At 61.9% G+C, this 13959-nt stretch carries 13 protein-coding genes and 1 pseudogene; 6 read left to right on the forward strand and 8 right to left on the reverse strand.

The features are described from left to right. Positions 1 to 92: 92 nt before the first annotated feature. Positions 93 to 1865 carry a DUF885 domain-containing protein gene (locus tag HSW_RS13845; RefSeq protein WP_044002416.1) on the reverse strand — a complete coding sequence of 591 codons (1773 nt, stop codon included), beginning with the start codon at positions 1863 to 1865 and terminating at the stop codon, positions 93 to 95. 235 nt (positions 1866 to 2100) lie between these two features. Between HSW_RS13845 and HSW_RS13850 the strand changes: the two genes are divergently transcribed. From HSW_RS13850 to HSW_RS13870, 5 genes and pseudogenes are all read left to right on the forward strand, one after another. Then, the gene (locus tag HSW_RS13850) at positions 2101 to 3285 is read left to right on the forward strand and encodes a lactonase family protein (protein ID WP_044002417.1); all 1185 of its coding nucleotides are present in this window, start codon (positions 2101 to 2103) and stop codon (positions 3283 to 3285) included. A 112-nt stretch (positions 3286 to 3397) separates the two neighbouring features. Beyond that, positions 3398 to 3940: a hypothetical protein gene (locus HSW_RS13855; RefSeq protein ID WP_044002418.1), complete on the forward strand. Its 543-nt coding sequence runs from the start codon at positions 3398 to 3400 to the stop codon at positions 3938 to 3940. A 152-nt stretch (positions 3941 to 4092) separates the two neighbouring features. Next, positions 4093 to 5547, forward strand: coding sequence for a DNA/RNA non-specific endonuclease (locus tag HSW_RS24780; RefSeq protein ID WP_044002419.1), 1455 nt, complete (start codon positions 4093 to 4095; stop codon positions 5545 to 5547). Positions 5548 to 5775: 228 nt separating this feature from the next. After that, a complete protein-coding gene (locus tag HSW_RS13865) occupies positions 5776 to 6939 on the forward strand; it encodes an MFS transporter (RefSeq protein ID WP_052346441.1) in 1164 nt (387 codons plus the stop codon). 156 nt (positions 6940 to 7095) lie between these two features. After that, a pseudogene (locus HSW_RS13870) lies at positions 7096 to 8166 on the forward strand (AI-2E family transporter). Between the two features lie 20 nt (positions 8167 to 8186). Here HSW_RS13870 and HSW_RS13875 read toward each other — a convergent pair. Next, a complete protein-coding gene (locus tag HSW_RS13875) occupies positions 8187 to 8717 on the reverse strand; it encodes a GNAT family N-acetyltransferase (protein ID WP_044002420.1) in 531 nt (176 codons plus the stop codon). A 95-nt stretch (positions 8718 to 8812) separates the two neighbouring features. On the opposite strand from HSW_RS13875, the gene HSW_RS13880 reads away from it, so the two are divergent. Beyond that, on the forward strand, positions 8813 to 9391 hold the full coding sequence (locus HSW_RS13880) for a Crp/Fnr family transcriptional regulator (protein WP_044002421.1): 579 nt from the start codon (positions 8813 to 8815) through the stop codon (positions 9389 to 9391). On the opposite strand, the gene HSW_RS13885 is transcribed toward HSW_RS13880, so the two are convergent. From HSW_RS13885 to rsmA, 6 genes are all read right to left on the reverse strand, one after another. Then, complete coding sequence (locus HSW_RS13885) at positions 9388 to 9714, reverse strand: DMT family transporter (protein WP_044002422.1); 327 nt, start codon at positions 9712 to 9714, stop codon at positions 9388 to 9390. The genes HSW_RS13880 and HSW_RS13885 overlap by 4 nt on opposite strands. A 140-nt stretch (positions 9715 to 9854) precedes the next feature. Then, positions 9855 to 10751: a nuclease A inhibitor family protein gene (locus tag HSW_RS25095; protein ID WP_071883112.1), complete on the reverse strand. Its 897-nt coding sequence runs from the start codon at positions 10749 to 10751 to the stop codon at positions 9855 to 9857. 142 nt (positions 10752 to 10893) lie between these two features. Next, positions 10894 to 11367, reverse strand: coding sequence for a transcription elongation factor GreA (gene greA, locus HSW_RS13895; protein ID WP_044002423.1), 474 nt, complete (start codon positions 11365 to 11367; stop codon positions 10894 to 10896). Positions 11368 to 11611: 244 nt separating this feature from the next. Continuing rightward, positions 11612 to 12553: an NAD(P)-dependent oxidoreductase gene (locus HSW_RS13900; protein ID WP_044002424.1), complete on the reverse strand. Its 942-nt coding sequence runs from the start codon at positions 12551 to 12553 to the stop codon at positions 11612 to 11614. Positions 12554 to 12581: 28 nt separating this feature from the next. Continuing rightward, positions 12582 to 12953: a hypothetical protein gene (locus HSW_RS13905; RefSeq protein WP_044002425.1), complete on the reverse strand. Its 372-nt coding sequence runs from the start codon at positions 12951 to 12953 to the stop codon at positions 12582 to 12584. Positions 12954 to 13012: 59 nt separating this feature from the next. Further along, positions 13013 to 13807, reverse strand: coding sequence for a 16S rRNA (adenine(1518)-N(6)/adenine(1519)-N(6))-dimethyltransferase RsmA (gene rsmA, locus HSW_RS13910; RefSeq protein WP_044002427.1), 795 nt, complete (start codon positions 13805 to 13807; stop codon positions 13013 to 13015). Positions 13808 to 13959 lie beyond the last annotated feature (152 nt).

A 13959-nucleotide genomic window follows, 5' to 3' on the forward strand; every position in this document is an offset into this window, starting at 1 on the left:
GGAGCCGTTGTGCTTCCGCAGACAAAAAATGCGCCCCGGAAAATTCCTCCCGGCGCGCATTTCCTGCTTGTTGAAACGTGAAAGCAGAACAGTTAGTTTTTTTCCAGCATCATCTGGCGGATGTACTTCACCGGGGCGCTGCCGTAGCCTAGGAACTGCTCGTGGAAAGTTTTGAGGTCGAATTTGGCACCCTGCTGCCGTTTCAGCTCCTCGCGCAGGTCGTAGATTTCGGTGGAGCCGGTGAAGTAACTGCTCAGCTGCACCTGGCTCAGGGTGGCGCGCAGCCACTTGTTGCGGGCTTCGGCCTCTTCCTGAAAACCGTCGCGGCGGAGCATGGCCACGGTTTCGGCTTCCGTGATAGTGCCGGCCTGCACCTCGTGGTCGAGGATGGCATTAAGGGTCACGCGCATGTTCCACTTGTCCCACATCAGCCAGATTTCGTCGGTGTTGCCGCCGTAGCCGCTTTCCAGCATCATCCGCTCGGTGTACACGGCCCAGCCCTCAATCATGGCCCCGTTCCCGAAGATGGCCTTGATGAGCGAAGGGCTGAGGTTGGCGTACACAAGCTGCGTATAGTGGCCCGGAATGGCCTCGTGGATGTTCAGAATCTGCAGCGTGTAGGTGTTGTACTCGCGCAAGTAGCTCTCGGCGCGGGCGGCGGTCTGGCCCGTGAGCGGCTCCACGTTGTAGTAGGTATTGGCCGCCTTGTCGTACGGCCCGGGAGCCGAGATGCTGGCCCCGGCCCCGCTGCCGCGCATGTACAGCGGCGTTTCGCGCACGACTAGCGGCTTACTGGGGTCCTGGGTGAGCAGCTTGTGGTCATCTACCCACTTTACCAGCGTGGGCATCTGGTCCTTCACCGCCTGCACAAAGCCCGCGGGCGTGGCATGCTGCTGCGAGAGGCGGCCGATAACCTGCTGCACCACCACCAGCGAGTCGGCGGGGCGGGGCTGGCCTGAGAAATACTTTGGGTAGAGACGCGCCGCCCGCTTTTTCATGTCGCGCAGCAGCTCCTGCTTATGGGCCAGGGCCTTGCGGTACACCTCATCGGCGGAATACGTGGACTGGATATCGAGGGCAAACTTGCGGTCAAACAGCGGCTTGCCGATGCGGAACGAGCGGAACTGCCCGGCCGGCAATACTTCCTGCTGCAGAAAGCGCACGTAGCCTTCCATACTGAGGCGAGTGGTAGCCACCCGGGCCAGCAGATCTTGCTTTTCCTGCGCCGTGAGGCCGGATTTAGCCACCGAATCCTGTAGCGCCTTCCCGAACACCTCCAGCCCGCCCTGGTTCTGGCGGATGGCCAGATCAGTATGCTCACGGGTGGGCTGCTTGATGTTGGTTTTGGCCGCCTCGTAGTAATCCACCACCCGGATAAGCTTGCCGCTGATGGCCCGCAGCCGCCGGTCGAGAGGCCAGTAGCGGCCGTTCAGGATTTCGGCCACCGAGCCCCCGATGTTGTAGTTGGCCGGATTCCACTGCCAGTCGCGCAGCGTATCGGCGTAAAAGCGCGCCGACTGCAGGTAGTTCTGCATCAGCCGGAAATCGGTCTGGTTGTTCACCGACAGGTTTTCGAGCGGATACGTTTCCATTTCCTTACGCCGCCGGGCCAAAGCCGCTGCTTCCATCTGCCGGCGGCCGGCGGTGGGCACTACCAGCAGGGAATCGTAGCGGTGGTAGCCGGCCCCGCTGGCCCACTCGGGGTTGTAGTACCATAACGAGTCAATGAAGCGGCTCTTGTAACGGTCGAAGTCGGCATCGGCCGTGGCAGGCGTGCCGGAAGTGGGCTGGCTGCCGGAGTTGCAGGCGGCCAGCGCCAGCAGGCCGGCCAGGGGCAGGAAACGAAAAATGTAGCGGTGGGGCATGTATGAACGAGTTTGGAACGCAAGGTAGTGTCGAATGGACGCAGGTTGGCGGCCGGCGTTGCGGCATCTATAATAAAGCAAACGGCTACCTTGGCTCCCTGCCAACTTTTCCGGCCTGTCTGCTACCCCGCTGCCACGGCAAAGCAGGAGCCAGCTACCCGATGCCACCGCCACGCGTTGGGTTCCGGCGCGGGCGCTTCGGCCAGCTTTCCCCACCTGTTATTTTCCTTTCCCGATGTCTACTACTGCTACCCTTAGTCGCCGCCGTTTCCTGCACACGCTTGCCGTAGGGGCGGCGGGTACCCTGCTGCTGCCGGCCTGCGTGCGTGTCGGGGCGTCGGACACGGGCTCCTGGCTGGTGTATATCGGCACCTACGGCCCCGCCGAGCAGGACAACATCTGGCTGTACCGGCTGGACGCGGCCACCGGGGCCCTCACGCGGGTGGCCGGGGCCCGGGGCGGGGCGGCCCCCTCCTACCTGACCCTGGACGCCCGCCACCGCTTTCTGTACGCCGTAAACGAGGTGGATAACTACCAGGGCACGCCCAACGGCGGGGTCAGCGCCTTTGCCATCAGCCAGCAGAGCGGGGGCCTGACCCTGCTGAATCAGCAGGCATCAGCGGGTACTATTCCGTGCTTTATCAGCCTCGATCCGCAGGGCCGGTACGCGCTGGTGGCCAACTACGGCAGCGGCACGGTGGCGGCCCTGCCCCTGAACCCCGATGGTACCCTGCAGCCCGCTTCCTCCCAGGACCAGCACACCGGGCGGGGGCCGCACAAAAACCAGAGCAACGCCCGCGCCCACTGTATGGTAGCCGGCCCCGGGGGCCAGCACTTTTTCGCCGTGGACCTGGGCACCGATACCGTGTACGCCTACACGCTGGCGCAGGGCCGCCTGCAGCGCACGTCCACGCCCGCCTTCCAGGCCAAACCCGGCGCGGGGCCGCGCATTCTTACCTTCCACCCCAGTCGGCCCTTGGCCTTCCTCATCAACGAGCTGGATTCCACGATTACCTCCCTGGCCTACGATGCGCGCCAGGGTACGCTGCGCGAAATCCAGACGGTGCCCTGTCTGCCCGCCGACTTTACCGGCTGGAACGCCTGCGCCGATGTGCACGTGTCGCCGAACGGGCGGTTTGTGGTGGGCTCCAACCGGGGCCACAACAGCCTGGTGGTGTTTGCGCTGGATGAGAAAACCGGCCGCCTCACGCTGGTGGAGCACGTGGCCCTGCCCGGCAAAACGCCCCGCAGCTTCACCTTCGACCCCAGCGGCCGGGTAGTGCTGGTAGCCCACCAGCAATCTGATACTGTGGTAACGTACTTTGCTGATGCCCGCACCGGCCGCCTCACGCCCACCGGCACCAGCGTGGCGCTGCCGGCCCCCGTGTGCCTGCAGGTGTACCCCGATTTCCTCCGCTAACCCCGGCAACGGCGGCCGTAATAAAACCGCCTCGAACGGGCATTTTCCGGACACGTTTTTGCCGGCTTCGGCGTTTGCCCGACAGCGGGCAGGTAGCCGGCTTCTTCTGTGTATGCGCTTCTCTTTCTGTACTAATTTGCGGCTGGCCCGGACGGGTGTGGTCGTGCTGCTGCTGAGCCTGACGTTCACGCTCCAAGCCCAGCAACCGGCCTCGGTGCGCCGCCTCGACGAAAGTAACGGCTTCCGGGGCCTGCGCTTCGGCTCCCCGCTCACGGAAAGTCTGCACTTAAAGCTGCTGCAGGACAAGGGCGACGAGAAGATTTACGAGCGGGAAGGCGAGGACCTGCGCGTGGGCCGGTTTTCGGCCGCGCGCATCCACTACAAGTTCTTCAAAGACCAGTTCGCTACCGTTACCATCATCGTGAAGGGTGCGGAGCACGCCGGACAAGTGCTGCCCATGTTCGAGGGCCTGTACGGCCCCGGCCGCCCCGATGGGTTCAGCCATAAATGGCAGGGCAGCCTGGTGGCCCTCTCCTGTGCCTCCCTGCCCAACGACCAGGTGATTCTGGCCATGAGCAGCCTGCCGCTGGCCGCCCAGATGCAGCAGGCCCGGGCCGTTACCAACACCACCAAGCTCAAAGTCAAACGCAAGTAAGCCCCCGAGGCAACTGGCCGTAGCGCCGTTCGGATGATGGTTGTTCTGAAGCGCAGGCGGCAAAGTGTGCGCTACCGTCGGCCGCGGGTATCAATTGGCTGCGGAAAGCCACTGCTTCGCGCTACATTCGCTGGACAAACTGCTTTCCTGCCATGCGCTGCTTCTCCCCGCTCCTGCTTTCCGGTATCCTGTTCAGTCTGTCTTCGGCCGGGTGCTCCTCTACCCCACCCGAAACCAGCCGCCCCCCGCTGGCCGACGCCCCGCCGGCTATTCCGGTGGAGTCGGCGGCGGTGGCGCAGGGGCCGGGCCGCTTCCCGGAAACATTTGAGCAGGGCGGTAAGGGCTCCTACGCTGAGGGCGACGAGCAGCTGGGTTCCGGCTCCTGGCACTTCACCGATGCGCTCATCGGCTCCTCCGACCAGGACCACAAGCGTGGGGAGCACGCCGCCCGCCTGCGGGGCCGGGGCCAGCTGCGCATGAATTTCGACGCGCCCACCGGCGTGCGCACCATCCGTATCAGCGCGGCCGCCTACGGGCAGGACGCGGCCAGCACCTGGGAGCTGTGGGGCAGCGTGGATGGCGGCCGTACGTTCCGCCGCATTGGGGCACCGATGCAAGCCCAGGGCACGCGCCTGCTCACCACCACCTTCCAGGGCATCACCCCCGGCCCGCTGCGGCTGGAAATCCGCAAAACCGATGGCGGCTCCGGCCGGCTGAATATTGATGATGTGGTACTGGAAATGGCCGGCGGTATGGCCGTGGCCGGTGGCCCCATTGCCCCAGTCATCCAGCCCCCAAGCCCCCAAGCCCCCAAGTCTCCCAACTCCCAGGCCCCGTCCGCTTCCACCGATAACGACAATATGGGCCTGGGCAACCCCAGCGGCGCCACGGCCAGCCTGAGCAGCCCCACCAACTACCTGCTGGTGAAGCCCCAGTTCACCATCGGCTACAACGCCCAGCGCGGCACGCCCACCTGGGTGAGTTGGCACCTCACGCGCACCGATATCGGCTCGGCCCCGCGCCAGGACGACTTCCGGCCCGACCCGGCTTTGCCCCGGGAGTTTTACCAGGTGACGCGTAACTCCTACTCGGGCTCGGGCTTCGACAAGGGCCACAACTGCCCCTCGGCCGACCGTACCCGGGAGCTGGATGACAACTCGGCTACTTTCCTGATGACCAACATGCTCCCGCAGGCCGGCAATAACAACCAGCGCACCTGGAGCAGCCTGGAGGAGTGGACCCGCGCCCAGGTGCAGCGCGGCCAGGAGGTGTACGTCATCATGGGCAGCTACGGCAAAGGCGGCACCGGCACTAACGGCTTCAAAACTACCATCGATAACGGCCACGTAACGGTGCCGGCCCGCGTGTGGAAGGTGCTCGTGCTACTGCCCGAGGGCAGCAACGACGTGCAGCGCATTGCCGCCGGCCAGGCCCGCCTGCTGGCCGTGGATACGCCCAACGACCAGACCGTGAGCCCCGACTGGAGCCAGTACCGCGTCAGCATCGACGCCATTGAAGCGGCCACCGGCCTGGACCTGCTCAGCAAAATCCCGCTGGCCGCCCAGGACCGGCTGGAAGCCCAAGTAGACACCGCCCCCACCCGGTAACTTCCGGTGGCAGCGCCTGCGCCGGCTGTGGTTCCGCTAGTCCGGGGCCATGTGGCGCGGTAGATAGACGTTCCGACATAGGTTGATGAACTATTCCGTTGGCGGGCGCGTACCTTTGCCTTGATGCGCCCCACCGCACCGTCGTTTTTTCCTTGAGACATCCCCGCCCATTCTGCCCCTCCCTGGGGGTGGAATGGGCGTTTTTTTGGGCTTTCGGCCACTTACTGCATGCTTACTCAATCCGTTTCCTCGTCGGCGCTGCGTCCCCGGCATACCTACCGGCTAGCGGTGGGCAGCACCTTCCTGCTGCAGGGCCTGTGCTTTTCTACCTGGGCCGCCCGCATTTCCACGGTGCAGCAGCAACTGGGCCTCACCGATACGGAGCTGGGCGGGGTACTGCTGGCCGTGCCCATTGGCTCGGTTACCTCGCTACCGCTCACGGGCTGGCTGGTGGCCCGGTTCGGCAGCCGACGCCTGTCGGTACTGGGGGTGCTGCTCTACGCGCTGGGGCTGCCGCTGCTGGGGCTGGCGGCCACGGTGCCGCAGCTGCTGGCGGCGCTGGTGCTGTTCGGGCTGGCCAGCAACATGGCCAACATCAGCATCAACACCCAGGCCGTGGGCGTGGAGGGGCTGTACGGCAAATCTATCATGGCCAAGTTTCACGGCATCTGGAGTCTGGCGGGGTTTGCCGGGGCGGCCATCGGCTCATTTATGCTGGCCCGCCACGTAGCGCCGCTGCCGCACTTCCTGCTGATGTCGGGGGTGGTGCTGCTGGGGCTGCTGGTGGCCCGGCCGTTCCTGCTGCCCCACGATGCCCCCCGCGAGGCCGACGCGCCCATCTTCGTGCTACCCGATAAGTCGCTGCTGCTGCTGGGGGTGCTGGCGTTTTGCTCCCTGCTCTGCGAAGGCACCATGTTCGACTGGAGCGGGGTGTACTTTCGCAAGGTGGTGGCGGCTCCCCCGGCGCAGGTGGGCCTAGGATTTGCCGCCTTCATGAGCACCATGGCGGCCGGCCGCTTCGTGGCCGACTGGTTCACGGACCGATTCGGCCGCAAAAAAACGCTCGTTATCAGTGGGCTGCTGGAAGCGGCCGGCCTGTTGCTGGCCGTGGCCTGGCCCGGGTTGCTGACGGCCACGCTTGGGTTTATGCTGGTGGGGCTGGGCGTTTCGTCGGTGGTGCCACTGGTATACGGAGCCGCCGGCCGCTCCAAAACCATGCCGGCCGGCGTAGCCCTAGCGGCGGTTTCCACGGTAGGGTTTGCGGGGTTTCTGCTGGGGCCGCCGGTTATCGGGCTGGTGGCCGGGGCTACCAGTCTGCGCGTTTCCTTCGCCCTCATTGCTCTCATGGGGCTGGCCGTGGCCCTGCTGGCCCAGCGCGTGGAGGAGGAGTAAGTACGTGCGGGCAGAAGAAGGCAGAACGTCATTCCGAGCTTGCCGAGGAATCTCGCTCGTGAGTAATTAAATTACCAATACAACATCCGCACGCGAGATTCCTCGGCAAGCTCGGAATGACGTTCTTTGAACCGATTTTCCTAGCTCCCCGCTGCCATGCCCGTTTCCTCCGAGAATATTTACACCCCGCGCCAGCAGTATGTGCTGCTGATTCTGTGCCTGGTGGGGCTGGCCGTGCTGATTCTGGTGGGGCTGGGCAGCTACCTCACGGCGTTCCTGGGGGCGGGCATTCTGTATGTGGTGTTCCGGCCGTGGTTTCAGGCCTTGGTGCACCGGCGGGGCTGGAACCGGCAGGCCGTGACGGGCGGTTTGCTCACGTTCTCCTTCGTGGTGATTATCATGCCCTTCACGGCCCTTAGCCTCATGCTGGTCAGCCGCATCCGGGCTTACGCCCAGGACACCAGCCAGATTATGACCGTACTGCACAAAATCGAGCAGAAAACCGGCTACCAGTTCACCACCGAGCAGGGCGTGCGTGGGCTGGTGCAGCAGAGCGTGAGCTGGCTCAGCGGCCGGATTCCCTCCCTGGCCAGCGGCTTGCTGCACTTCACAGTGATTATCGGGCTGATGCTGTTCACTATGTACTTTATGTTCACCCAGGAAGAGAGTTTCCTGCGGGGGCTGCGCCGTTACCTGCCGTTCCGGGCCGGCACCCTGCGCGAGCTGGGCGACTCGCTGCGCAATACGGTGAATGCCAACGTGCTTGGGCAGGCCCTTATTGCCTTCGTACAGGCTTCACTTACAGGCCTCACCTTATGGATTTTCGGGGTACCCGATGCGGTTTTCTGGGGTACGGTGGCGTTTTTCACGGCGTTTATCCCGGTGCTGGGCACGCCGCTGGTATGAGGGCCGGCCGCCATCCTCAAGCTCACCCAGGGCCACACCGGCCAGGGCGTGGGCATCCTGCTGGTGGGCGCCATCGTCATCATGAACATCGACAACCTGCTACGCATTTTCCTCGCCCGGCGCATGGGCAATATTCACCCGCTTATCACGCTGGCGGGGGTGGTACTAGGCGTCGAAATCTTCGGAATTCTGGGGCTGGTGCTGGGGCCGTTGCTGCTCTCCTACTTCATCGTGCTCATCACCGTATTTGAGCGCGAAAACCGCATCCGCCGCCGCACCCGTCTGGGGCACGCCTCAGAAACAGCTACCGGAGCTGAGTAGCCAGTTGAGCCGGCCCAGGGTTAACCGGGACTAGTTAAAGGCCGCTTCATCAGGATGTCCGTCTGCTCATCATCCCCCAGCTTGAACAGGTGTTTGTCAAACTCCACGAAGCCATTTTTCTGGTAAAACCGAATGGCGCGAGGGTTTTCCTCCCATACGCCCAGCCACACGTAAGCGGCCCGCATCTGCGTTGCCACACGCATGGCCTCTTCATATAGCATTTGCCCAACCTTTTGGCCGTGGAACTCCTGTAGCACATAAATTCGCTCAATTTCGAGGGCTTGCTCGTCTTGTAGCTCCGTTTGTGCCGGGCCGGTATTCAGTTTCAAATACCCAATGACCCGCTCGCCCTGCCGGGCAACATAGAATGCTGAATTAGGGTCTTGCACCTCGGCGCTCAGTTTCTCGGCGGAAAAACCTTCGTCCAGGTACGTCCGCATATTCTCCTCGGAGTTGCTGGCAGAGAAGGTTTCGAAGAACGTTTGTCGGCCGATTTGCTGCAGGTGGCTGAGGTCCTGAAGGCTGGCCTTTTCGATGGTAATCTGGTTCATGTTTGCAGTAAATACTAGTTGTGCGTGAGTAGTGTACTTTTCGGGTGCCGGCGCTTTTGCTCCCTTGAAACCTTCGTCCGTTTGTTTCGCTTCGCATGACCCTGCCCGAGATTCTCCGGACTACGTATCCGCTTCCTGATGCCTCCTTACAGAAAATGCTGGCCCTGGCGGAGTACGTGGAATTGCCACAGGGCACCCTGCTGTTCCGCGACGACCAGTTGGCCCGTCATATCTATGTGCTACAACACGGTCTGGCCCGGGCTTACGCCCGCCGCGCCGACCGGGAAGTAACCTTCTGGTTTTCCTGTGAAGGAGCAGTTCTCGCCTCCATTCGGGGCTACACCGAGCAAACCGTGAGCTACGAAACCATTGAGCTACTGGAAAACAGCAGCTTATTTCGCCTCGATATGCCCACACTGCGGCAGCTCTACCGCACCGACGTGCACCTGGCCAATTGGGGGCGGGTGATGGTGGAACGCGTGTGGCTTCTAACGGAGCAGCAACTCATTGCCCGCCAGTTCCGCACCGCCGAGGAACGCTACGCCGAGCTGTTGCAGCAAAGCCCGCACCTGCTGCAACGCGTGGCGCTGGGTCACATTGCCTCTTATCTGGGCATCACGCAGGTTACGCTGAGTCGCGTGCGCGCCAAGTTCAAAGCAGCCCGGTACCTCTAGTGCGAAACTGCCTTCAGCCCCAGCACTGAGCCAATCAGGGTGCAGAGAAAAAAGAGGCGCGGGCCCGTCAGCGGGTCGCCAAACACCAGTACGCCCAGCAGGGCCTTACCCACGGCCCCAATCCCCGTCCAGACGGCGTAGGCAGTACCCAGGGGTATGTGCGCCAGACTGAGGTTGAGCAGGCAGAAACTCAGGACTGAGAAAACGGCAAAAACCGCATACCAGGTAACGGACTCAGAGCCCATAGTCAGCTTGGCTTTGCCCAGGCAGAAGGCAAAGGCCACTTCGGCTAACCCGGCCAATATCAAAAACAACCACTGCATTGCTCGGAGGAAACGTGAGGCCACAAAGTTGCGGCCCCCAGTGCGGGTTTCTTTTTACCAATGTTAAAAACGGAAGCAGCTTCTCTGCCCAGCTACTGCCGGGCAAAAAAGCTGCTTCTGGTGCATTGCTTTGCTACGCTTTAGGTTTCCGTCAGCACGGTTTTGAAGCCCTGGAGCTTGCCGCCTTCGGCCTCGCCCAGCACCAACACGGGCACCTGCGGGCCGGTGCCCAAACGGTATACCTGCGTGCCGCTGAGCTCCTGCTTTAAGTACATCTGCAAGGCCTTGAAGCGGTTGGCCAGCTCGGGGTTACCTAGCACACCATTGTCGGCGGTGTGGTTGCGCAGGAAGTAAGTCAGCTCCTGTTTTTCCACTTTGGTGTCGGCGGGCAGGCCGGCCAGCTGGGCTAGGGTCGCATCGGTGAGACTACCGGCGGGGGCCGCAAAGCTTACCGGTTCCAGCGGCGCGTCGCCCTCGCTCATGTACACTAAGCCGGTGGTCATGTCGCGCAGGGTAGCCAGGGCCGGGTCGGTGGCATCAGGCTTACCTTGTTTGGTTTCCGGTTCTGTTGCTTCAGTGGTTTCGCGGCCACCTTTGGTGTCGCGCGGGTCGACGGGAGCGGCAGCGGTGCCACTCACCACGGCCGGTACCTGGGCCCCGATGGCGGCGGCCAGCTGGTTCATGCGCTGCTCGGCCACCTTAATTTTGGGGTTGGCGAAGTTCATATCCGCTACATTGTTCATCGGAATCAGGTGGATGTGGGCGTGGGGCACTTCCAGCCCGATAACAGCCACGCCCACCCGCTTGCAGGGCACGGCGGCTTTCACGCCCTTGGCCACGCGCTGGGCAAACAGGTGCAGAGAGGCTAGCTCGGCCGGTGCCATATCAAAAATATAGTCGACTTCGCGCTTCGGAATGACCAGCGTGTGGCCCTCCACCAGCGGCGTAATGTCTAGAAAGGCCAGATGATGCTCGTCCTCGGCCACCTTAAAAGCGGGCAGCTCGCCGGACACGATGCGGGAGAAAATGGAAGGCATGCGGTGAGTTTGTGAAGTGGTGAAGTTGCGAAAGATTATGTGCAGAATTCAGCCAAAGTACGCGGCAAAACGCAAAAGGGCGAAGCTGGTGGCTTCGCCCTTTCAGGTAGTTGATGAGATTCACTAACTCACCACTTCACCGCTAGCGGCTGATTTCCAGAATTTCGAACTGCAGCTTGCCAGCCGGCACCGTGATTTCGGCGGTATCGCCGGCCGATTTGCCCAGCAGACCTTTGCCGATGGGCGACTTTACGGAGATTTTACCGGCGGCCAGGTTGGCTTCTTCCTCGGCTACCAGCGTGTAGTCGAGCACCATGTTGTTCTTCAGGTTCTTGAGTTTCACTTTGCTCATGATGAGCACCTTGGTCAGGTCCAGGTTGGTCTCATCGAGCAGACGGGCGTTGCCGACCACTTCCTCCAGCTTGGAGATTTTCAGCTCCAACAACCCCTGGGCTTCCTTGGCGGCATCGTACTCGGCGTTTTCGCTCAGGTCACCCTTGTCGCGGGCTTCGCGCAGGTCGTCGGCAGCCTTGGCGCGGCCACGGATTTTGAGGTCCTGGAGCTCATCCTTCAGCTTCTGAAGACCTTCGGGAGTATAGTAGTTGATGGTAGACATGGTGGGGTGATGTAAGCTCAAAAAACAAGGAGAACGGCCAGCACGGCTGGCCGTTCTCCCCGGAACAGGTTTAGGCAAATATACGAAACGTTGGGGAAAGAGGCGACGGGGCGGAAAACTCGGCCTTCATCCTGAACACCGCGAAGGGCCTTGGCACATGAGAACAGCAGCCCCTATAACTACTTGTTCACGCGAAAGAAGATCCTTCGCGGCACTCAGACCTGACAGCTGAATTCAGGCCTGATTACTTCCCCAGGAACGTGCGCAGCTTCTCGGCCAGCACCCGGTTGATACGCTCGTAGCTCTGGAAGCTCCAGCCGCCCACATGGGGCGAGAGCACCACGTTCGGGGCCGTGCGCAGGTACTCATAACGCGCCTGTTGCTCGGGGTTCAGAGTGGTGAGCTTTTCGTTTTCGAGCACGTCGAGGGCGGCGCCGCGCAGCTGGCCGGTTTGCAGGCAGTGCACCACGGCGGCGTGGTCGAGCACCTCGCCCCGGGCTGTGTTCAGCAGCCACAGCGGCTGGCGGAAACCGGCCAGAAACCCCTCGTTCACTGCATGGTGGTTAGCGGCCGAATACGGAATGTGCAGGCTTAGCACCTCCGCGCGCTGTTGCAGCTCGGCCAGCGGCACCAGCGTGGCGTGGTGGTTGGGCTCCACGCGCGGGTCGTGGTCATGGGCCAGCACGGTGCAGTCGAAAGCCTGGAGGCGCCGGGCAAACGCCTTGCCCATGTGCCCGTAGCCCAGCAGCCCGATGGTTTTGCCCCCGATTTCCTCGCCCCGGTTGGCCTCCCGCCGCCACTGGCCCTGGCGCACCTCCTGGTCGGCGCGGGCAATGTTGCGGAACAGGGCCAGCAGCAGGCCCACGGCGTACTCGCCCACCGCGTCGCGGTTGCCCTCGGGGGCGTTGAGCAGGGTTACGCCGGCGGCGGCCAGGGCCTCCTCGTCAATATTATCAACGCCGGCCCCGGCCCGGCCCACGTAGCGCAGGTGCGGGCCGTGGGCCAGCAGCTCCCGCGTCACGCGCAGCTTGGAGCGCACCAGCAGCCCGTCGTAGGGATGCGCGGCCAGCGCAGCGGGCACGTCAGCCGCCTTCAGATCGGGTCGGTAGTGCAGCGTCACGCCCAGCGGCTCCAAGTATGCCGGCAGACTGGGGTGCATTTCGTCGATGACGAGGCAGAGGGACATTTTTTAATTAAAAATTGAGAATTAAAAATTAAAAGGGTCCGGTTTGATTGAGCGTAGTATCACCCGTCAGGCGCAGCAATTTTTCCATCAATTCTTTTCGGTCAAAAGGTCCCTCCTGTTTCTGCTTCGCATCTTCCCAAGAATGCACTTGCACCGGGTACACCACATAGAAGTCTGTGCCGGCTCGCGCCACTAGGTAATTACCACAAAGACGGGTATGGTACACAGCCTCTAACAAAGGCTGTGTACCATAATGATGTTCGTCCGCATACCAGTGTAGCGCAGTTCCAGCATCATCTATTGCGGCGGTATAGTAGCGCCCCGCTACGTGCGTAATTTTATCCTCATCCGGTATCAAACCCAGCACCCATTGACAGCTGCCCAGCAAGCCGACAGCCATCAGCAGTACCCCCGGAACAACAACCCTACATAGCCGCCTCATAGCCCCATTTTAAATTTTTAATTCTTTATTTTTAATTGATCCTCAACCCATTGCGTCAGCCCCACGAAATCGGCGACGCTGAGCTGCTCGGCGCGCTTGTCGAAGATGGGGTCGGTGGTGGCTTCGGGGGGCATGCCCAGCGGCTTTAGCGCGTTGCGCAGAGTTTTGCGCCGGGTGGAAAAGGCCTGCTTCACTACTTTAAAGAACAGTTTCTCGTCGCAGGCCAGTTGCTCGGTTTTGTTGCGGGTGAGGCGGATAACAGCCGACTGCACCTTGGGCGGCGGGCTGAATACGTGCGGAGGTACTGTAAACAGATACTCGATAGTATAAAACGCTTGGAGCAGCACGCTCAGGATGCCGTAGGTTTTGGAGCCGGGGCCTTCGGCCAAGCGGTCGGCTACTTCCTTCTGAATCATGCCTACACACTCGCGCACCTGCTGGCGGTGGGCCAGCACCTGGAAGTAGATCTGGGAGCTGATGTTATAGGGAAAGTTGCCGATGATGGTCAGCGGCTGCCCGTCGTATAGCTTAGCCAGGTCCATTTTCAAGAAATCCTGGGAGTAAATCCGGTCTTCCAGCGCCGGGTAGTGCTTGCCCAGGTACGCCACCGAATCCCGGTCAATTTCCACCACGGAGGTCCGATACTCGGGGTGCTGGAGCAGCGTCTGAGTGAGCACACCCATACCGGGGCCAATTTCCAGCACCTCCTTCACCCCATCGGGCAGGCGCAGGGCCTCCACAATGTTGCGGGCAATGTTGGGGTCGTTGAGAAAGTGCTGCCCGAGGTGCTTTTTGGCTTTAACGGAATCCATTCTTTTATAGAAGTGAGTACAGAGAAGTGAGAGGTAGAGCGGGTTCTTCTTCAACGTAGCCTCCAAAGCCAACGCACGGCCCCGAAACTGACTTGTAACAAGCAGAGCAGGAAAGTGCACTCGTTAGACTCACTGCTAACTTCTCACTTCTC

The organism is Hymenobacter swuensis DY53 (assembly GCF_000576555.1).
Taxonomy (GTDB): domain Bacteria; phylum Bacteroidota; class Bacteroidia; order Cytophagales; family Hymenobacteraceae; genus Hymenobacter; species Hymenobacter swuensis.